General features: G+C 63.5%; 17 protein-coding genes and 1 tRNA gene. 4 read left to right on the forward strand and 14 right to left on the reverse strand.

Annotation, left to right across the window (positions count from 1 at the left end; translation table 11 throughout):
• From G0Q01_RS18620 to rpsL, 4 genes are all read right to left on the reverse strand, one after another.
• A partial coding sequence (locus G0Q01_RS18620) for a GTP-binding protein (protein WP_235939862.1) occupies window positions 1-83 on the reverse strand: 83 nt, incomplete at its 3' end.
• An 82-nt stretch (window positions 84-165) separates the two neighbouring features.
• Window positions 166-2,289 (reverse strand): elongation factor G, encoded by a 2,124-nt coding sequence (gene fusA / locus G0Q01_RS18625; RefSeq protein WP_108964494.1) that lies wholly within the window; start codon window positions 2,287-2,289, stop codon window positions 166-168.
• 21 nt (window positions 2,290-2,310) lie between these two features.
• Window positions 2,311-2,781 (reverse strand): 30S ribosomal protein S7, encoded by a 471-nt coding sequence (gene rpsG, locus G0Q01_RS18630; RefSeq protein ID WP_092431391.1) that lies wholly within the window; start codon window positions 2,779-2,781, stop codon window positions 2,311-2,313.
• A gap of 12 nt (window positions 2,782-2,793) precedes the next feature.
• A complete protein-coding gene (gene rpsL / locus G0Q01_RS18635) occupies window positions 2,794-3,165 on the reverse strand; it encodes a 30S ribosomal protein S12 (RefSeq protein WP_005862801.1) in 372 nt (123 codons plus the stop codon).
• Between the two features lie 419 nt (window positions 3,166-3,584).
• On the opposite strand from rpsL, the gene G0Q01_RS18640 reads away from it, so the two are divergent.
• On the forward strand, window positions 3,585-4,400 hold the full coding sequence (locus tag G0Q01_RS18640; RefSeq protein WP_164197156.1) for a putative rhamnosyl transferase: 816 nt from the start codon (window positions 3,585-3,587) through the stop codon (window positions 4,398-4,400).
• Here G0Q01_RS18640 and G0Q01_RS18645 read toward each other — a convergent pair.
• The 5 genes from G0Q01_RS18645 to rplJ all read right to left on the reverse strand — a co-directional run bounded on the left by G0Q01_RS18645 (window position 4,361) and on the right by rplJ (window position 15,159).
• Complete coding sequence (locus tag G0Q01_RS18645; RefSeq protein ID WP_164197157.1) at window positions 4,361-5,284, reverse strand: DMT family transporter; 924 nt, start codon at window positions 5,282-5,284, stop codon at window positions 4,361-4,363. The genes G0Q01_RS18640 and G0Q01_RS18645 overlap by 40 nt on opposite strands.
• Window positions 5,285-5,485: 201 nt before the next feature.
• Window positions 5,486-9,736: a DNA-directed RNA polymerase subunit beta' gene (rpoC, locus tag G0Q01_RS18650; protein ID WP_108964491.1), complete on the reverse strand. Its 4,251-nt coding sequence runs from the start codon at window positions 9,734-9,736 to the stop codon at window positions 5,486-5,488.
• Window positions 9,737-9,813: 77 nt separating this feature from the next.
• Entirely contained in the window at window positions 9,814-13,950 is a 4,137-nt protein-coding gene (rpoB, locus tag G0Q01_RS18655) for a DNA-directed RNA polymerase subunit beta (protein WP_108964490.1), read from the reverse strand.
• A gap of 242 nt (window positions 13,951-14,192) precedes the next feature.
• Window positions 14,193-14,573 carry a 50S ribosomal protein L7/L12 gene (rplL, locus tag G0Q01_RS18660; RefSeq protein ID WP_108964489.1) on the reverse strand — a complete coding sequence of 127 codons (381 nt, stop codon included), beginning with the start codon at window positions 14,571-14,573 and terminating at the stop codon, window positions 14,193-14,195.
• Between the two features lie 73 nt (window positions 14,574-14,646).
• Window positions 14,647-15,159: a 50S ribosomal protein L10 gene (rplJ, locus tag G0Q01_RS18665; RefSeq protein WP_108964488.1), complete on the reverse strand. Its 513-nt coding sequence runs from the start codon at window positions 15,157-15,159 to the stop codon at window positions 14,647-14,649.
• Window positions 15,160-15,710: 551 nt separating this feature from the next.
• Here rplJ and G0Q01_RS18670 point away from each other — a divergent pair.
• Window positions 15,711-15,950, forward strand: coding sequence for a DUF2798 domain-containing protein (locus G0Q01_RS18670; protein WP_164197158.1), 240 nt, complete (start codon window positions 15,711-15,713; stop codon window positions 15,948-15,950).
• 66 nt (window positions 15,951-16,016) lie between these two features.
• Here the strand turns inward: G0Q01_RS18670 and rplA are convergent, their stop codons facing one another.
• From rplA to secE, 4 genes are all read right to left on the reverse strand, one after another.
• Entirely contained in the window at window positions 16,017-16,715 is a 699-nt protein-coding gene (gene rplA, locus G0Q01_RS18675) for a 50S ribosomal protein L1 (RefSeq protein WP_108964486.1), read from the reverse strand.
• A 1-nt stretch (window position 16,716) separates the two neighbouring features.
• Window positions 16,717-17,166 (reverse strand): 50S ribosomal protein L11, encoded by a 450-nt coding sequence (rplK, locus tag G0Q01_RS18680; RefSeq protein ID WP_095880753.1) that lies wholly within the window; start codon window positions 17,164-17,166, stop codon window positions 16,717-16,719.
• Window positions 17,167-17,291: 125 nt separating this feature from the next.
• A complete protein-coding gene (gene nusG / locus G0Q01_RS18685) occupies window positions 17,292-17,825 on the reverse strand; it encodes a transcription termination/antitermination protein NusG (protein ID WP_095880754.1) in 534 nt (177 codons plus the stop codon).
• Window positions 17,826-18,153: 328 nt separating this feature from the next.
• A complete protein-coding gene (secE, locus tag G0Q01_RS18690) occupies window positions 18,154-18,345 on the reverse strand; it encodes a preprotein translocase subunit SecE (RefSeq protein WP_092431405.1) in 192 nt (63 codons plus the stop codon).
• 354 nt (window positions 18,346-18,699) lie between these two features.
• Between secE and G0Q01_RS18695 the strand changes: the two genes are divergently transcribed.
• On the forward strand, window positions 18,700-19,257 hold the full coding sequence (locus G0Q01_RS18695; RefSeq protein WP_164213726.1) for a hypothetical protein: 558 nt from the start codon (window positions 18,700-18,702) through the stop codon (window positions 19,255-19,257).
• 188 nt (window positions 19,258-19,445) lie between these two features.
• Window positions 19,446-19,961: a hypothetical protein gene (locus G0Q01_RS18700; protein ID WP_164197160.1), complete on the forward strand. Its 516-nt coding sequence runs from the start codon at window positions 19,446-19,448 to the stop codon at window positions 19,959-19,961.
• Between the two features lie 76 nt (window positions 19,962-20,037).
• Here the strand turns inward: G0Q01_RS18700 and G0Q01_RS18705 are convergent.
• A tRNA-Met gene (locus G0Q01_RS18705) sits at window positions 20,038-20,114 on the reverse strand.
• Window positions 20,115-20,220 lie beyond the last annotated feature (106 nt).

Below are 20,220 nucleotides of genomic sequence, written 5' to 3' on the forward strand. Positions count from 1 at the left end.
AGCGTGGTCTTGCCGTGGTCGACGTGACCGATCGTGCCGATGTTGCAGTGCGGTTTGCCGCGCTCAAACTTTTCCTTAGCCATGATGGCCTCCTTGGTCAGTGGCGGTGCGTGTGATCACGCACCCTACGGGGGTAGGGTGCGGGGCTGGGCCCCGCACCGCTGCTTATGCGTATTTCGCCTGGATCTCGTCCGAGATGTTCTGCGGAACCGGATCGTAATGGTCGAACTGCATCGTGAACTGCGCGCGGCCCGAGGACATGGAGCGCAGGGTGTTGATGTAGCCGAACATGTTGGCCAGCGGCACGAAGGCCTGAACTGCGACGGCGTTGCCGCGCGGCTCCTGGCCGGACACCTGGCCGCGGCGGGAGGTGAGGTCACCGATGATCGAACCGGTGTACTCTTCCGGCGTGACCACCTCGACCTTCATCATCGGCTCGAGCAGCTTCGCGCCGGCCTTGCGCAGACCTTCGCGCATCGCCATCCGCGCCGCGATTTCGAACGCCAGAACCGAGGAGTCCACGTCGTGGAACTTGCCGTCGATCAGCGCGACCTTGAAGTCGATCACCGGGAAGCCTGCCAGCGGACCGGAGTCCATGACCGACTTGATGCCCTTTTCGACGCCCGGGATGTATTCCTTCGGAACCGCACCACCGACGATCTTGGACTCGAACGAGTAGCCTTCGCCCGCTTCGGTTGGGCTGATGACCAGCTTGACCTCTGCGAACTGACCCGAACCACCCGACTGTTTCTTGTGGGTGTAGGTGTGCTCGATCTCGTGACCGATGGTCTCGCGATAGGCCACCTGCGGGGCACCGATGTTGGCTTCGACCTTGAACTCGCGCTTCAGGCGGTCGACGAGAATGTCGAGGTGAAGTTCGCCCATGCCCTTCATGATGGTCTGACCGGACTCGAGGTCGGTCTCGACGCGGAAGGAGGGGTCTTCTGCGGCCAGACGGGCCAGACCCTGGGACATCTTCTCCTGGTCGTTCTTCGTCTTCGGCTCGACCGCGATCTCGATCACCGGATCGGGGAAGGTCATGGTTTCGAGAACCACTTGCTTCTGAGCGTCGCAGAGGGTGTCACCGGTGGTGGTCTCTTTGAGGCCAGCCAGCGCGATGATGTCGCCTGCAAACGCTTCTTCGATCTCTTCCCGGTTGTTCGAGTGCATCATCATCATACGACCGATGCGCTCTTTCTTGCCCTTGGTCGAGTTCATGATCGAATCGCCCTTCTTCATCGTACCGGAGTAGATACGGGTGAAGGTGAGCGAGCCCACGAAGGGGTCGTTCATGATCTTGAACGCGAGGCCCGAGAAGGGTGCTTCGTCCGACGCGCGGCGCTCGATGTTCCGGGTCTCGGTCTCGTCGTCGGGCGAGAAGCCCATGTACGGCGGAACGTCGAGGGGACCGGGCAGGAAGTCGACCACAGCGTTGAGCAGGGGCTGAACGCCCTTGTTCTTGAACGCCGAGCCACCCAGGACCGGAACGAAGGACAGCGACAGCGTGCCCTTGCGGATCAGGTTGCGCAGGGTCGGAACGTCGGGCTCTTCGCCTTCGAGGTAGGCTTCCATCGCCGCATCGTCTTGCTCAACGGCATGCTCGATGAGGTGCGAACGCCACTCGTCGGCCACGTCCTTCAGGTCGTCACGGATCGGCTGACGCACCCAGGATGCGCCGAGGTCTTCGCCCTGCCAGACCCACTCTTCCATGGTCACGAGGTCGACGATGCCTTCGAGCTGGTCTTCCGCACCGATCGGGAAGTTGACGGGGACCGGGATTGCGCCCGTGCGGTCCTTGATCATCTTCACGCAGTTGAAGAAGTCAGCGCCGATCTTGTCCATCTTGTTGACGAACACGATGCGCGGCACCTTGTAGCGGTCAGCCTGACGCCACACGGTTTCGGTCTGCGGCTCCACGCCGGCGTTGCCGTCGAGGAGGCAGATCGCACCGTCGAGCACGGCCAGCGAACGCTCGACTTCGATGGTGAAGTCAACGTGGCCGGGAGTGTCGATGATGTTGTAGCGGAATTTCGTGTCCGAGGTACCTTCCTCGGTCGGATCTTCCTGCCACTGCCAGAAGGTGGTGGTCGCAGCGGACGTGATCGTGATGCCGCGCTCCTGCTCCTGCTCCATCCAGTCCATGGTGGCTGCGCCATCGTGGACTTCGCCGATTTTGTGCGAGCGGCCGGTGTAGTACAGGATGCGTTCCGTGGTCGTGGTCTTGCCCGCGTCGATGTGGGCCATGATCCCGAAGTTGCGGTAACGCTGGAGGGGATATTCGCGTGCCATGGTGGTCTGCCTTTCCGGAGATTACCAGCGGTAGTGGCTGAACGCTTTGTTTGCGTCGGCCATCTTGTGGGTGTCTTCGCGCTTCTTAACAGCGGAGCCACGGGATTGCACGGCATCCAGGAGCTCGCCTGCGAGGCGCTCTTCCATGGTGTGCTCGTTGCGGGCGCGCGAGGCTGCGATCAGCCAGCGGATGGCCAGGGCCTCACGGCGCTCGGGGCGCACTTCGACGGGGACCTGGTAGGTGGCACCACCAACGCGGCGCGAACGAACTTCGACGGCCGGCTTGATGTTGTCCAGAGCCTCGTGGAACACTTCCACGGGCGCGCGCTTCACCTTGCCTTCGACGCGCTCGAGGGCGTTGTAGACGATGCGCTCTGCGACCGACTTCTTGCCGTCGATCATCAGGTTGTTCATGAATTTGGTCAGAACCCGGTCGCCATACTTGGCGTCGGGCAGGACTTCGCGTTTTTCAGCGGCGTGACGACGAGACATTTATATATCCTCTTACTTCGGACGCTTCGCGCCGTACTTCGAGCGACGCTGCTTACGGTCTTTGACGCCCTGGGTATCCAGAACACCGCGCAGGATGTGGTAACGGACACCCGGAAGGTCTTTCACACGGCCGCCGCGGATGAGCACAACCGAGTGCTCCTGCAGGTTGTGCGATTCACCCGGGATGTAGGAGATGACTTCGTAGCCATTGGTCAGACGCACCTTGGCCACCTTACGCATTGCCGAGTTCGGCTTCTTCGGCGTGGTGGTGTAGACGCGGGTGCAGACGCCGCGCTTCTGCGGGCACTGCTCGAGGTGCTGCGACTTCGAACGTTTAACTTTCGGCTGCCGCGGCTTGCGGATCAGCTGTTGGATCGTGGGCATATGGGTTGTTCCCCGTAATTCTCACATATGTGGTGCACGGGGAGCCCCCCATGCGGTTCAATCGACAAGGCGCCCCACGCGTCCGCAGGTCACCGGTGATGCGCCGAAGGTCCGAAGACCTCAGGGTGGATACCCCACAAACGACGCAAAACCGCATACGTCCCCGGGCACGGGTGACGTCGCGGTGGGTCTCCAGAGGATCGGGGCCAGGGACGCCGATCTTGACCACTGTAGTTCTGTAGAATGCGGCGGACGCACTGGGGCCTCCGCCGGATTGAGGCGCGTATAGGGGGAGTCGCTGTGCTTGTCAACAAGCCCCGCCCCGGGGCATCACGCCCGCTCTGGACGCCTCCCGGCACTTGCCGGCACGGGGCCACGATGCCAAGCATGGCCGGGACGTTTCACGCGGGAGCCTCCCCATGCAGATCATTGGCCTGTGCCGATTTTCCTATCCCGCCGAGGGCGGGTTCCAGGTCGAGCACGAGACCATCGAGGAGCGCATCGCGTACCTCTACTCCTCCGCGCGGATGGAGGAAAGGCTACGCCATTTCGAGTGTATCTGCCTGCCCGGGCTGAAGGCCCAGACCGACCCGGATTTCATCTTCCTCGTGCTCGTTGGCGAGGCCATGCCGCGGCCCTACTTTGACCGCTTGCAGGCCCTGCTGAGCGACTTTCCGCAGGCCCGCATCGTCAGCCGCCCGCCCGGGCCGCACCGGCAGGTCTGCCAGCAGGTGATCAACGCCGCGCGGGATATGTCGCAGCCCTGTCTCCAGTTCCGCCATGACGACGACGACGCTGTGGCGGTCAGCTTCGTCGAGGATCTGCGGGCCGCCGCCCTCGACATCTCGACCCTGCGCGCGAAGCACCGGCTGGTGGCGCTGGACTGGAACCGCGGCTATGTCGGCAGGCCCGATGCTGACGGGCTCCGCGCAGAGCCTTGCATGACACCCTTCTGGGGCGTGGCGCAGGCGGTAGCGGTCGCGCCCGGTGTGCGGCAGAGCATCATGAACTTCGGCCACAACAAGCTGAACCGCTTCATGCCGGCGCTCAGCTTCTCCGATCGCCCGATGTACCTGCGCGGGCACAACGAGCACAACGATTCACGCCAGAAAGCGCATGTGAGGCCCGTCGCCCTGCCCCGGCTCGATCCCGCGGGAGAGGCAGAGATGAACCGCCTATTCGCGATCGATGCCGATCATATCCGCCGCGTATTCGCCCCAGCCGCCGCGAGTTGAGCCCTTGCCTCGGCGCGCGCCAGCTGCCGCTCGCGCCAGAGCGTGAAGCTGCCCATCGCGACGATCACCGCCGCGCCGAGTAGCGTCATGGGGTGCGGCAGTTCTCCCCAGAGCACCAGCCCCAGGAGCAGTGCCCAGAGCAAGCCGGTGTAGCGAAAGGGGGCCACGAAGCCGACATCGCCCACCCGCATCACCATGACGCTGAGCGTGTAGCCGATGACGATGAGCAGCGAAGTCCCCAGCATCAGCGCCCCGAGCCGCGCATCGAGCGCCTGCCAATCCTCGCCCAGCGACCAGACCGTGGCAAAGAGCATGACGAACACCGATGACGACAGTGTCACCTGCATGCTCGGAAGCGCAGGCGAGAGCCGCCGCGTCGTCAGGTCGCGCAGGGTCACCGCGCCGACCGCCAGCAGCGCATAGACCGAATGGGCATTGAAGCCCTCGGTGCCCGGCCGCACGATGAGCAGCATACCGCAGAAGCCGCCCGCAATGGCCAGCCAGCGCCGCCAGCCCACCGGCTCCCCGAAAAATACCGCGCTGCCGAGCGTCACCGTCAGCGGCAGCATCTGCAAAAGCGCGGTGGCATTGGCGAGCGGCATGTTCCGCAGCGCCGTCAGGAAGAAATAGGCTGAGCCGCATTCGGCGATCCCGCGCAGCAGCATGAGCCCCGCGTCGCGCGGCGCGGGGCGGTGGCGGAAGGCGCCAAGGCGCATGGCCAGCCAGCCGATGAAGAGACTCGCGACGATCCCCCGCAGCACCAGCACCTGCGACAACGGCAGGGCGGTCCCGATCGCCTTCACGCAGGCGTCGCTGAAGGTGAAGGCGGCCATGTTCCCGATCATCAGGAGCATGCCGCGGCCATTGTCGGACAAGCGGTTCATGGCCAAATCGCTAGCACCGCCCCTGCGCCGCCACCATCAAAAACATGCGACGATGCCGCGCCCGTCTTCCCTCTGGGTCAAAATACCCCCGGCGGCGCGCGGCTGCAGGTTGGGGGCAGAGGCTCCTCCCTTGCCCTGAAAAGAAAAAGGCCCCCGCACCGGAGTGCGGGGGCCCGAAGCCTTTCGCCGTGCGGCGCGCGATTACTCGCGGCTTTCCGGCGTGTCCACGACCAGCGTGTCGAACTCGTCGCCACCGATCACATCGCTCGACGAGGCGTCGGGAGCGGCCAGGAGCGCGGCCTGTTCGGCCTCGTCGCGGCGCACTTCGATCACCTTGTTGTCGCGCTCGGTCGCGATGCGACGCACCCGCTGGGTCGCGCCACCGGTACCCGCCGGGATCAGGCGGCCCACGATGACGTTCTCCTTGAGGCCGACCAGCTTGTCCTTCTTGCCCTGCACCGAAGCCTCGGTGAGCACGCGGGTGGTCTCCTGGAAGGAGGCCGCCGAGATGAACGAGCGGGTCTGCAGCGACGCCTTGGTGATGCCGAGGAGGATCGGTTCGCCGGTGGCCGGACGGCCGCCCTTCTTCTCGATCTTCTCGTTGACCGCGTCGAACTCCGCCTTGTCCACGTGCTCGCCCTTGAGCAGCGTGGTGTCGCCGGAGTCGTGGATTTCCCACTTCTGCAGCATCTGACGGACGATGACCTCGACGTGCTTGTCGTTGATCTTCACGCCCTGCAGTCGATAGACGTCCTGAACTTCGTCGATCATGTAGTTCGCCAGAGCCTCGACACCCATGATGGCCAGGATGTCATGCGGCGCCGGGTTGCCGTCCATGATGTAGTCGCCCTTCTGGACGTAATCGCCCTCGACCACCGGAATGTGCTTGCCCTTCGGAATCATGTATTCCTTGGGCTCCAGCGTGTCGTCGACCGGGTCGATCGCGATGCGGCGCTTGTTCTTGTAGTCCTTGCCGAAGCGCACGTAGCCGTCGATCTCGGCGATGATGGCGTGGTCCTTCGGACGACGCGCCTCGAAGAGTTCGGCCACACGCGGCAGACCACCGGTGATGTCCTTCGTCTTCGCGCCCTCGCGCGGGATACGCGCCAGAACGTCACCGGCCTTGATCTCCTGACCTTCTTCACAGGACAGGATGGCATCCACCGACATCGGGTAGGTCAGCGGGTTGCCGGCCGCGTTGCGCACGGGCTCGCCGTCGGCATCCATCAGGATGATCTCCGGCTTGAGCTCGTTGCCCTTCGGTGCCGCACGCCAATCGATCACGATCTTCTGGGTCATGCCGGTCGCTTCGTCGGTCTCGTCGCGGACAGCCACACCTGCAGAGAGGTCGACGTGCTTCGCGATACCATCCGCTTCCGCCAGGATCGGCAGGGTGTAGGGATCCCATTCGAACAGCTTGTCGCCGCGCTTGACCGACTGGCCTTCCTTGACGAACAGCTTGGTGCCGTAGCCGAGCTTGTGGCTCGCACGTTCCTTGCCGTCCTCGCCCATGATCCGCAGCTTCATGTTGCGGCCCATGACGAGAGTTTCGCCGATGGAGTTCTCGAGGGTCGAGGCACTCTCGAACTCGATCACACCTTCCTGAGACGCTTCCTGGAACGACTGCTGGCCACCCTGGGCAACGCCGCCGATGTGGAAGGTCCGCATCGTCAGCTGGGTGCCGGGTTCACCGATCGACTGCGCGGCGATGATGCCGACAGCTTCACCGGTGTTGACCATGGTGCCACGCGCGAGGTCACGGCCATAGCACATGGCGCAGACGCCCTCTTCGGCCTCACAGGTCAGCGGCGAGCGGATGCGCGTGGATTGCACGGCCGCTTCGTCGATGGTGTCGGCCATGCGCTCGTCGATGAGCTGTCCGGCCCGGACCAGAACCTCACCCGTGACCGGATGCGGGATATCGTCCGCAGCCACACGGCCAAGGATACGCTCCGCCAGCGATGCGACGACTTCGCCGTCGTTGACAGCCGCTTCCGCGGTGATCGCGCGGTCGGTGCCGCAGTCGTGCGAGCGCACGATACAGTCCTGCGCCACGTCCACCAGACGACGGGTCAGGTACCCCGAGTTCGCCGTCTTCAGAGCGGTATCCGACAGACCCTTACGGGCACCGTGGGTCGAGTTGAAGTACTCGAGAACGGTCAGGCCTTCCTTGAAGTTCGAGATGATCGGGGTCTCGATGATGTCGCCGTTCGGCTTCGCCATCAGGCCGCGCATCCCGCCCAGCTGCTTCATCTGGGTGACCGAGCCACGCGCACCGGAGTGGGCCATCATGTAGACCGAGTTCGGCTCCATTTCCGACCCGTCCTCGGCGCGCTTGTTCGCCGAGATGGTGTTCATCATGGCGTCGGTGACCTTGTCGTTGCACTTCGACCAGGCGTCCACGACCTTGTTGTACTTCTCGCCCTGGGTGATCAGGCCGTCGAGATACTGCTGCTCGAAGTCCTTCACCTGGTCGCGGGTTTCCTCGACGAGGGTCCACTTGCTGTCGGGGATGACCATGTCGTCCTTGCCGAACGAAATGCCGGCGCGGAACGCTTCCTTGAAGCCCATCGACATGATCTGGTCGCAGAAGATGACCGACTCTTTCTGGCCGCAGTAGCGGTAGACGGTGTCGATGACCTTCTGAACGTCCTTCTTACGCAGCAGCGTGTTGACCAGGTCGAACGGAGCCTTGGCGTTCATCGGCAGCAGCGCGCCGAGGCGCACGCGGCCCGGGGTCGTCTCGTAACGCTTGACGACCTCGTTGCCCTCTTCGTCGATCTGCTTCACGCGGCATTCGATCTTGGCGTGCAGGTGCACTTCGCCAGCCGTCAGGGCGTGCTCGACCTCTTCGATGTTGGAGAACTTCATCCCCTCGCCCTTCATGCCTTCGCGCATGATGGTCGTGTAGTAGAGGCCAAGGATCATATCCTGCGACGGCACGATGATCGGGCTGCCGTTTGCAGGCGACAGCACGTTGTTCGTGGACATCATCAGGACGCGCGCCTCGAGCTGCGCTTCGAGCGACAGCGGCACGTGAACAGCCATCTGGTCACCGTCGAAGTCGGCGTTGAACGCCGAGCAGACGAGCGGGTGCAGCTGGATGGCTTTGCCTTCGATCAGCTGGGGTTCGAACGCCTGGATCCCGAGACGGTGCAGCGTCGGCGCGCGGTTCAGCAGAACCGGGTGCTCGCGAATGACCTCGTCGAGGATGTCCCAGACTTCCGGACGCTCTTTCTCGACCAGCTTCTTCGCCTGCTTCACGGTGCTGGACAGGCCCTTGGCCTCCAGCCGCGAGTAGATGAAGGGCTTGAAGAGTTCGAGCGCCATCTTCTTCGGCAGGCCGCACTGGTGCAGTTTGAGTTCCGGACCGGTCACGATGACCGAACGGCCCGAGAAGTCGACGCGCTTGCCCAGAAGGTTCTGACGGAAGCGGCCCTGCTTGCCCTTGAGCATGTCCGAAAGCGACTTCAGCGGGCGCTTGTTGGCGCCGGTGATGACGCGGCCACGACGGCCGTTGTCGAACAGCGCGTCAACGGCTTCCTGCAGCATCCGCTTTTCGTTGCGGACGATGATGTCCGGCGCGCGCAGTTCGATCAGCCGCTTGAGGCGGTTGTTCCGGTTGATCACGCGGCGGTACAGGTCGTTGAGATCCGAGGTCGCGAAGCGGCCACCGTCGAGCGGCACCAGCGGGCGCAGTTCGGGCGGGATGACCGGAATCACGGTGAGGATCATCCACTCGGGGCGGTTGCCCGACTCGAGGAAGGATTCAACCACCTTGAGGCGCTTGATGATCTTCTTGGGCTTCAGCTCGCCGGTGGCTTCCTTGAGGTCCGCACGCAGCTGCTCGGCCTCGGCTTCGAGGTCGATTGCGGCGAGCATCTCGCGGATGGCCTCGGCACCGATGTTGGCGCTGAACGCGTCGGCACCGTATTGGTCCTGCGCGTCGAGGAACTCGTCCTCGGTCATCATCTGGCCGTAGGTCAGGTCGGTCAGGCCCGGCTCGATCACCACGTAGTTCTCGAAGTACAGCACGCGCTCGAGGTCACGCAGCGTCATGTCCAGCATGAGGCCGATGCGCGAGGGCAGCGACTTCAGGAACCAGATATGCGCGCAGGGAGCTGCGAGCTCGATGTGGCCCATGCGCTCGCGGCGCACTTTCTGAAGGGTGACTTCGACGCCGCACTTCTCGCAGACGACGCCGCGGTACTTCATGCGCTTGTACTTGCCGCACAGGCACTCGTAGTCCTTGATCGGGCCAAAGATGCGCGCGCAGAACAGGCCGTCACGCTCGGGCTTGAACGTGCGGTAGTTGATCGTCTCGGGCTTCTTGATCTCGCCGTAGGACCACGAGAGGATCCGCTCGGGCGACGCCAGCGACACCTTGATCTCGTCGAAGACCTTGGGCGGCGTCAGCGGGTTGAACGGGTTGTTCGTCAGTTCCTGGTTCATGTCGTCTTCCTAAATGACAGGGCTTGGAGAGAGGAGCCGCGCGAGGCCGGTGCCCCGCGCGGTGGCTGGAAGGGCCGTTATTCCTCGTCCTCCGCGTCCAGGAGTTCCATGTTCAGGCCGAGGCCGCGGACTTCCTTCACGAGCACGTTGAAGCTCTCGGGAACGCCCGCTTCGTAGTTGTCCTCGCCCTTGACGATGCTTTCGTAGACCTTGGTCCGGCCCGCCACGTCATCCGACTTCACGGTCAGCATTTCCTGCAGGGTGTAGGCGGCGCCATAGGCTTCCAGAGCCCAGACCTCCATCTCCCCGAAACGCTGGCCACCGAACTGCGCCTTACCACCCAACGGCTGCTGGGTCACAAGCGAGTACGGGCCGGTCGAACGTGCGTGGATCTTGTCGTCGACAAGGTGGTGCAGCTTGAGCATGTACTTCACGCCCACCGTCACCTCACGCGCGAACTGGTCGCCGGTGCGGCCATCAAACAGCACGGACTGGCCGGACTGGGCGATGCCCGCGCGCTCCAGCGCGTCGTTCACGTCGGCTTCCTTGGCGCCGTCGAAGACCGGCGTCGCGATCGGAACACCGCGGGTCACGTTCGAGGCCGCTTCGATGAGCTGCGTCTCGTCCATGCCCTCGATGCCCTCGGCGTAGACCTCGGCACCGTAGGCGTGGCGCATGGCCTCGCGCACCGGTGTCAGGTCGCCCGAGCGGCGGTACTCCTGCAGGCCTTCCTCGATCTGCTGGCCCAGACCGCGTGCGGCCCAGCCCATGTGCGTCTCGAGGATCTGACCCACGTTCATACGCGACGGCACACCCAGCGGGTTGAGGCAGAAGTCGACCGGCGTACCATCTGCGAGGAACGGCATGTCCTCGATCGGCACCACGCGCGACACCACGCCCTTGTTCCCGTGACGGCCCGCCATCTTGTCGCCCGGCTGCAGCTTGCGCTTCACCGCGACGAAGACCTTGACCATCTTCATCACGCCCGGCGGCAGGTCGTCGCCACGGCGGACCTTCTCGACCTTGTCCTCGAAACGGGCGTCGAGTGCGCGCTTCTGCGCCTCGTACTGCTCGTGCAGGGCCTCGACGATCTGCGCATCGGCTTCTTCCGCCAGCGCGAGCTGCCACCATTGGCCGCGGCTCAGGCTTTCAAGAAGCTCTTCGTCGATCTCCGAGTTCGGACGGACGCCCTTCGGGCCCTTCACCGCGGTCTTGCCGAGGATCAGGTCCTTGAGACGTGCGTAGATGTTGCGGTCGAGGATGGCGAGCTCGTCGTCCCGGTCACGGGCCAGACGTTCCACTTCCTCGCGCTCGATCTGCAGCGCACGTTCGTCCTTTTCGACACCGTGGCGGTTGAAGACGCGAACTTCCACGACGGTGCCGTAGTCGCCCGGCTTCACGCGCAGCGAGGTGTCGCGAACATCCGAAGCCTTCTCGCCGAAGATGGCGCGGAGGAGTTTCTCTTCCGGCGTCATCGGGCTTTCGCCCTTCGGAGTGATCTTGCCCACGAGGATGTCGCCCGGCTCCACGTCCGCACCGATATAGACGATACCGGCTTCGTCGAGGTTGCGCAGGGCTTCCTCGCCGACGTTGGGGATGTCGCGGGTGATCTCTTCCGGCCCGAGCTTGGTGTCACGGGCGGCGACTTCGAATTCCTCGATGTGGATCGAGGTATAGACGTCGTCACGCGCGATGCGCTCGGAGATCAGGATCGAGTCTTCGTAGTTGTAGCCGTTCCAGGGCATGAAGGCGACGATGATGTTCTTGCCGAGCGCCAGTTCACCGATGTCGGTGGACGGGCCATCTGCGATCACTTCGCCTTTGCGCACCAGATCGCCCACCTTCACCAGCGGACGCTGGTTGATGCAGGTGTTCTGGTTCGAACGCTGGAACTTGCGCATGCGGTAGATGTCCACGCCCGGATCACCCGGCTCGAGACCATCGGTCGCACGGATCACGATACGCTGCGCATCGACCTGGTCGATGACGCCGCCACGCTTGGCCATGATCGCCGCGCCGGAGTCGCGCGCCACGACCTCTTCGATCCCGGTGCCAACCAGCGGCGCCTCGGACTTGAGGACGGGCACGGCCTGACGCTGCATGTTCGCGCCCATCAGTGCGCGGTTGGCGTCGTCGTTTTCCAGGAACGGGATGAGCGAGGCACCGACCGAGACCAGCTGCTTCGGCGAAACGTCGATCAGGTCGACGCTTTCGCGCGGCGCGAGCGTGTAGTCGCCCGACTGGCGTGTCGAGACCAGGTCGTTGATGAACTTGCCGTCTTCATCCAGCGTCGCGTTGGCCTGCGCCACGGTGTGACGCATTTCCTCGGTCGCCGACATGTACTGGACTTCGTCGGTCACCTTGGCATCGACAACCTTGCGATACGGGGTCTCGATGAAGCCGTACTTGTTGACGCGGGCGAAGGTGGCCAGCGAGTTGATCAGACCGATGTTCGGGCCTTCCGGCGTTTCGATCGGGCACATCCGGCCATAGTGGGTCGGGTGCACGTCGCGCACCTCGAAGCCGGCGCGTTCGCGGGTCAGACCGCCCGGCCCGAGGGCCGACAGGCGACGCTTGTGCGTCACTTCAGAAAGCGGGTTGGTCTGGTCCATGAACTGCGACAGCTGCGACGAGCCGAAGAATTCGCGCACGGCGGCAGCCGCCGGCTTGGCGTTGATCAAGTCCTGCGGCATGACGGTGTCGATCTCGACCGACGACATGCGCTCCTTGATCGCGCGCTCCATGCGGAGCAGGCCGACGCGGTACTGGTTTTCCATCAGCTCGCCGACGGAGCGGACGCGGCGGTTGCCGAGGTGGTCGATGTCGTCGACTTCCCCCTTGCCGTCACGCAGCTCGACCAGGGCCTTGATGCACTTGACGATGTCATCACGGTCCAGCGTGCGCTGGGTGTCCGGCTTGTCGAGCGCGAGGCGCATGTTCATCTTCACGCGGCCCACGGCCGAGAGGTCGTAACGCTCGCTATCGAAGAACAGCGTGTCGAACAGCGACGAGGCGGCCTCGACGGTCGGCGGCTCGCCCGGACGCATGACGCGGTAGATGTCCATGAGCGCGCTGTTGCGGTCCATGTTCTTGTCTTGCGCCATCGTGTTGCGCATGTAGGCGCCGACGGTGATGTTGTCGATGTCGAGAACGGGGATCTCGGTGACACCCGCGTCGATCAGCTCCTTGAGGGAGCCGCCGGTGACGTCACCGTCCTTGTCGACTTCCCAGGTCAGCTCGTCGCCGGCTTCGACGTAGATCGCGCCGGTGTCCTCGTTGATGATGTCCTTGGCGACGAACTTCCCGACGATCTGCTCGAAGGGCAGCAGCAGGTTCTTGACCTTGCCTTCGTCGATCAGGGCCTTGACCGCGCGCGGGGTCACCTTCTTGGTGGCCTCGGCAATGATCTCGCCAGTGTCCGCATCCACGAGATCGTAGGTCGGGCGCGTGCCGCGCACCCGGTCGGGGAAGAACTTGGTCACCCAGCCTTCGCCACGACGCAGCGTGTAGGACACGGTGTCGTAATAGGCATCCATGATCGCTTCCTGGTCGAGACCCAGGGCGTAGAGCAGGGTCGTGACCGGGAGCTTCCGGCGGCGGTCGATCCGCGCAAAGACAATGTCCTTGGCATCGAATTCGAAGTCGAGCCACGAGCCGCGATAGGGGATGATGCGGCAGGCGAAGAGCAGCTTGCCCGAGCTGTGCGTCTTGCCTTTGTCATGGTCGAAGAAGACGCCCGGCGAACGGTGCATCTGGGACACGATCACGCGCTCGGTGCCGTTCACGATGAACGTCCCGTTCGGGGTCATCAGCGGCATGTCGCCCATGAAGACGTCCTGTTCCTTGATGTCCTTGACCGACTTGGCGCCGGTATCCTCGTCGATATCGAACACGATGAGGCGCAGGGTCACCTTCAGCGGCGCGCTGTAGGTCATGTCGCGCTGCATGCATTCTTCGACGTCGTACTTGGGCTTTTCCAGTTCGTAATTGACGAACTCGAGCACGGCGGTCTCGTTGAAGTCCTTGATCGGGAAGACCGACTGGAAGACGCCCATGATGCCTTCGCCGTCGGTGGGCTGGAGCTGGTCGCCGGACTTCAGGAAGAGTTCGTAGGAGCTTTTCTGAACCTCGATGAGGTTCGGCATCTCCAGAACCTCACGAATTTTACCGTAATATCTGCGGAGACGTTTCTGGCCAAGAAAGCTTTGCGCCATAGGTCTGTTCACCTTTCGATTCTCACCGGACGCGCATGCTGTCGGGCACCAGCGGCACATCCATCCGAGACGGCAGTGTTCCGATCCATTCCTGGCTTCTGTCCCACCAGAAGCCTCCCGATCCTGGAACTCGCCTTAGAAAAGCCCTCTCGAAAGGGCCTTGCTGAGACGGGTTCGGCTGGACCCGGATTTCTCCGGATCCAGCCAAATTTGCGATCCTACCGGGTCGCCCCGGGGGACGATTACTTGACTTCGATCTCGGCGCCAGCTTCTTCGAGCTGCTTCTTGATCGTTTCAGCTTCGTCCTTCGACACGCCTTCTTTGACAGCCTTGCCGCCTGCTTCCACCAGCTCTTTGGCTTCTTTCAGGCCCAGGCCGGTGATGGCGCGGACTTCTTTGATCACGTTGATCTTCTTGTCGCCAGCGGACTTGAGGATCACGTCGAATTCGGTTTTTTCTTCCTCAGCTGCTGCGTCGCCGCCAGCTGCCGGACCAGCAACCATCACTGCGCCACCAGCTGCGGGCTCGATGCCGTACTCGTCCTTGAGGATGGTTTTCAGTTCTTGTGCTTCGAGCAGCGTCAGACCAACGATTTGCTCAGCAAGTGCTTTCAGATCAGCCATTTTACGTATTCCGTTTAGCTAGATGTGTTCCAACGTGTAGGTCTTCAACCCCACGAAGATCTGTTGGGTGCCGTTACGCAGCTTTCTCTTCGATGGTCGAGAGAATCGATGCGATGTTCGATGCAGGTGCGCCAATCGCGCCGGCGATGTTCGAAGCGGGTGCGCCGATGCAGCCGACGATGGAGGCAATGAGCTCCTCGCGCGACGGCATTTTCGACACGGCCTCGACACCGGCCCGGTCCAGAGCCGTTCCAGACATTGCACCGCCGAGGATCTCGAACTTCGAGTTTGCCTTGGCGAAGTCCTCGACCACCTTGGCAGCTGCCACGGGGTCTTCGGAGTAGGTCAGAACGGTCATGCCCTCGAGGTAGTCGGCGATGCTCTCGCAGCCGGTACCCTTCAGAGCGATCTTGGCGAGCCTGTTCTTGGCGACGCGAACCGACGTGTCTGCCGCGCGGGCGCGGGCACGAAGATCCGTCATCTCGGCAACCGTGAGACCTTCGTAGCGGCTAACCACCACGACGCCAGAGCTTTCAAAGATCTGGCCGAGTTCCTCGACCACTTTCTCTTTCTGGGCTCTATCCACAGTTTCACTCCAAGTTATGGAGGGGATTCGACCCCTCCGGCTCGTTCTGCCGGGTCTCCCCGGCCTCAAGGTCCGATCGGGTCGTCACATCGCGCCACCGGAGCACATCGGCCCGGAACGTTATGTCTCTTCCCGTCTCAGGCAGGATTTAAGGATATTCGATCCACGGACCGATCACCCACCCACCGTCTCGGACGAAATCGAGGGCCGCGACGAATCGTGCGCTGCCCTCGTCTGCTCCGCTTAAAGGGTTTTGTGTCCCTTGCCAAGGGCAGAAGCGCCCCGTTGCGGAGGCGCGCATCCTACCACCGGTTCGCAAAGATGCAATGCACCAGCGAACCGCTCGAAGGCTTGACCGCCCGCTTGACGTCCCTTAAGTGCATCCGAGCCGAAAAACGTCAGGCCGGTTGGTTAGCCCGGCCCCCGCTTCCCGCGGGAGTTAGTCGTTCCACGAACCCGCGGCGCCCTGCTCACACGGGGCGCGTGGAGTGTTCCGAACGGATCGGCCCTCTGACGCGCCCTGCCCTTCGCATGTCGCCACAGGAGACCCGATGACCACGTCCCGTTCCACCCTCATACTCGCGCAGCTGTTCATCTCGGGCAGCATGTCCTTTCTGATGACTCTGATCTTCAGCGCCATCCCGCTGCGGTTCACGACCGGCTGGATGTCGGTCTGGATGCATCACTGGCTTGCCGCCTGGCCGGTGGCCTTCGCGTTGTCGCTGATCGTCGGGCCGCTCTGCTTCAAGGCGTCCTTCCTGGTGCTGCGCACCGCGGCGCGCCTGCGCTGAGCCGCTCCCGAAATGCAAAAGGCCCCGCCGTTTCCGGCGGGGCCTTCGCAATCAGATCGGGTCAGATCACTCGACGTTGGCCGAGGTCACGTCCACCGACACGCCCGGACCCATGGTGGAGCTGAGCGAGATCTTCTTCACGTAGGTGCCTTTTGCACCGGTCGGCTTCGCCTTGGCGACAGCATTGACGAAGGCGCGCACGTTCTCGACCAGCTTGGCATCGTCGAACGACGCCTTGCCAACGCCCGCGTGGATCACGCCGGCTTTTTCGACCTTGAACTGAACCTGGCCACCCTTGGCGTCCTTGACGGCCTGGGCAACATCCATGGTCACGGTACCGACCTTGGGGTTCGGCATCAGGTTGCGCGGGCCAAGCACCTTACCCAGACGGCCGACGATCGGCATCATGTCCGGAGTCGCGATGCAGCGGTCGAAGTCGATGGTGCCACCTTGGATGGTTTCCATCAGGTCTTCTGCGCCAACGATGTCCGCGCCGGCGGCCTGGGCTTCGTCAGCCTTGGCGCCACGGGCGAAGACGGCCACGCGCACGGTCTTGCCGGTGCCATTCGGCAGGCCGACAACGCCGCGGACCATCTGGTCAGCGTGGCGCGGGTCGACGCCGAGGTTCATCGCGATCTCGACGGTCTCGTCGAACTTGGCCGAGGCGTTTGCCTTGATCAGAGCGACTGCGTCTTCGACGCTCAGCTCTTCCTTGCCAGCAAAGGCTTCACGGGCGGCGCGGGTGCGTTTTCCGAGTTTAGCCATCTTATTTCACCTCGATGCCCATGGACTTGGCCGAGCCAAGGATGATCTGCATTGCCTGTTCGACGTCGTTTGCCGACAGGTCCTTCATCTTCGCTTCCGCGATCTCACGGACCTGGGCGACGGTGACGGTGGCAATGGTCTCACGGCCGGGCTTCTCTGCGCCGCGCGGACGGTTGCGCTTGCCGACGGGCTTCAGGCCGGCTGCCTTCTTCAGGTAGTAAGACGCGGGGGGCGTCTTGATGTCCATGGTGAAGGACTTGTCCTGATAGTAGGTGATCACGGTCGGGCAGGGTGCACCAACTTCCATGTCCTGCGTCTTGGCGTTGAACGCCTTGCAGAATTCCATGATGTTGATGCCGCGCTGACCCAGCGCGGGGCCGACGGGCGGCGACGGGTTGGCTTTGCCTGCAGGGATCTGCAGCTTCATCTTGCCAGCGAGTTTCTTGGCCATGTGGCCTCTCCTTTATCCAAATCCCCACGAACGCGTTCGCGAGGGGGTGCTTGGTGTGGTCTGGTCCGGACAGCGCGCTGCCCTCGCCTCCCACCTGAAAGGCGGGGCAAGCCCCGCCGAGACGCTCAGCCCTGCTTCGAGACCTGAGTGAATTCCAGTTCGACCGGGGTCTCCCGGCCGAAGATCGACACCGAGACGCGCAGGCGCTGGTTGTCGTCGTCGACGCCCTCGACCATGCCGTCGAAGCCCTCGAAGGGGCCGTCGTTGACCTTGACGCGCTCGCCCACCTCGAAGTGGATGAGAGTGCGCGGGGCTTCCTCGCCTTCCTGCACCCGGCCGAGGATCGCCTGAACTTCGGCGTCACGCATCGGCATCGGGCGGCCCTGCGGGCCAAGGAAACCGGTCACCCGGTTGATCGAGTTGACCAGGTGATACCCCCGGTCAGACATTTCCATGTGCACCAGCACGTAGCCGGGCATGAAACGGCGCTCGGTCGTAACCTTCTTGCCGCGGCGGATCTCGATGACCTCCTCGGTCGGCACGAGAACTTCGTCGATCTGGTCCTCAAGCGCCTGTTCGGCCACCGCCTGCCGGATCTGTTCCGCGATCTTCTTCTCGAAGTTCGACAGAACGCTCACCGAATACCACCGCTTCGCCATCTGGCCCCTCTTCGTTACCTTGACCGCCCGTAGGGGCCGTCCGTTCAGATGCGCGCCGTTCCGGCGTGCCATTTCGGGGCGCCGATGCGTCCCGCCCCAAAAGAAAACCGGCGTGCAACCGAATCGCTGCACGCCCGCTTTGGGAAGTGGTCTGTGCAGTACCCCCGCTGCGTCCCGAATTCAAGGGCCGGCCCGGAATGTCTCCGTTTGGGCACCGCGGCGCGGCGGAACCCTCTCTTCTAGGCGGAAATTTCAATGGGATGTCCGACAGCGGCGGACAGGGGCGGCACCCCGAAAGCCGGGCGCGCCCTGCGCGCCCGCGCGATGCTCAGCCGAAGAAGGAGAGCAGGCCCTGCAGGCCGGTGCGGATCAGGATGTCGACAAGCGCAAAGAAGATCGCCGTGAGCGTCGCCATCACGAAAACGGTGACCGTGGTCAGGATCACTTCGCGACGGGTCGGCCAGGCGATCTTGCCGATCTCGGACCGCGTCTGCTGAATGAACTGGAGCGGGTTGGTCATGCAGGTCTGCCTTGCGGGAAATCCTCGGTTGGCGGGTCGTATAAGCCCTGCCGCGCGCCGATACAAGCGGAGTCCGCCAGTCTCCGCATCTCGGTGATCACGCAACCGGTAACGCGCAAAACGATTTTCTGATCCATCGTCGTCGCGACGTTACGGAACCCCCGTCGCCCTGGCACGTTTGCGCGCGTCTAGGCCCGGCAACGCGGGCCGCAAGGGCGGAGCGCGCGGCCACACGGAAATTTGCGCCGCCTTCTTTCGGGAACGGTCTGCAAAGCCAGTGAGTTGGGTGGCCAGAAACAACGTGCAGCAGCACCGCTCGCACGGCGACCAAAAAACCTTTACGGAGGACTTCCCATGAAACGCTTTCTTGCCATGACCGCGCTGACCTCGCTTCTTGCCACCGGCGCACTTGCCGCGACCGAAGAGCAGACAACGCTGATCAACACCTATGCGCCCGACGTCGACGTGATGACGCTCACAGACACCCAGGTCATCGAGGCCATGGCGATCGCCAATAGCGGTGCGTCGGACACCCAGAAGCGTGAGGGCATCGAAACCATCGCCATGCGCGAGTCGGCCCCGATGACCTTCTCCGCCGAGCAGATGGCCCAGATCGAGGAATACCTGCCGGCGGAACAGGTGATGATGATGACCGGTGAGCAGCGCGGCGATGCGCTCGCGATCATCAGCGGCGCAAGCACGGATGAAGACATCCGCGCAAAACTCGCGGCTCTCGGTGACGACATCACCCCTGCCCTCACCCCCGCAGAAATCTCCCGCGTCGAGACGCTTGCCCCCGAGGCAGACCTCACCGTCCTGACCCCGGAGCAGGTCGCCAAGATCCGCGCGCTGATCTACACCGACGACAGCGATGGCCAGCTGAAGGGCCGTCTGCTCGACGTCGTGTCCTAAGCCGCCGTCTCCAGCGCCTGGTGCAAAAGCGTGCCGGGCTCTGAATTCCTTTGGATTGGCCGCCCCGCAGACGCGGGGCGGCCAATTATCATGGTGGGAAGCGCCTTTTTTCGGCGGACCTGCTGCGGATTGTCAGCAGGCCCGACGCTCCCTAGGGTAAACCTCGGCATTCCCGAGGAGGACACCCAATGCGCGAGCGGAGCTTTGGAACGACGATCAAGACGTTGCTTCTGGCGCTGCTGAACGCCACACTGCTCATTGTCGCCCTCTGCCTCTTTCTCGCGCTGCAGCTCGGCAATCGCATCGAGGACATCACCAGCAGCTTTGCCGAGTGTCTCGTCACGATAGACCCGTTGCGCCAGGAGCTTGGCGCGATCACCTCTGAGGTGGTCGGCTTGCGGGGTGATCTCGCTGCACTGCGCGCGGGCAGCGGCGCGATGGGCACCGAGGCTGCCCAGAATATCTCCGCCCGGCTCGACCTTCTGGAGATCCGGATCGGCGAGGCAGCGCAGCGCGCCGATGACCTGCTGAACAGCCCCGAACGGCTGGTTGATCGCGCCGTCGACCGGGCGGCGGACCAGCTGAGGCAGGGCCTGGGCCCGCTCCGTGGCTGCACCCCGGCCGCCGAGACCTCCCTTCTCGCGCCGGGCTCTGGCGCTCCGCCGCCAACACCGGCACGCCCAGGCCAAGGCCAAGGCGGGTGAGATGCCCGCACCTATTGCGCGTGAACGCAAAAAGCGCCCCGTTGGGGCGCTGTGCGTGGTGTTTTTTTGGTGGTGTTGGTTGCGGGAGCAGGATTTGAACCTGCGACCTTCAGGTTATGAGCCTGACGAGCTACCGGGCTGCTCCATCCCGCGACAGGATGAGATCGTTTAGGAGAGATACGGTGGGTTTTACTAGGTTTGGCGGTGACCTACTCTCCCACGTCTTGAGACGCAGTACCATTGGCGCGGCAGCACTTAA

It is taken from the genome of Salipiger sp. PrR007, from assembly GCF_010499845.1.
Lineage (GTDB): Bacteria > Pseudomonadota > Alphaproteobacteria > Rhodobacterales > Rhodobacteraceae > Salipiger > Salipiger pacificus_A.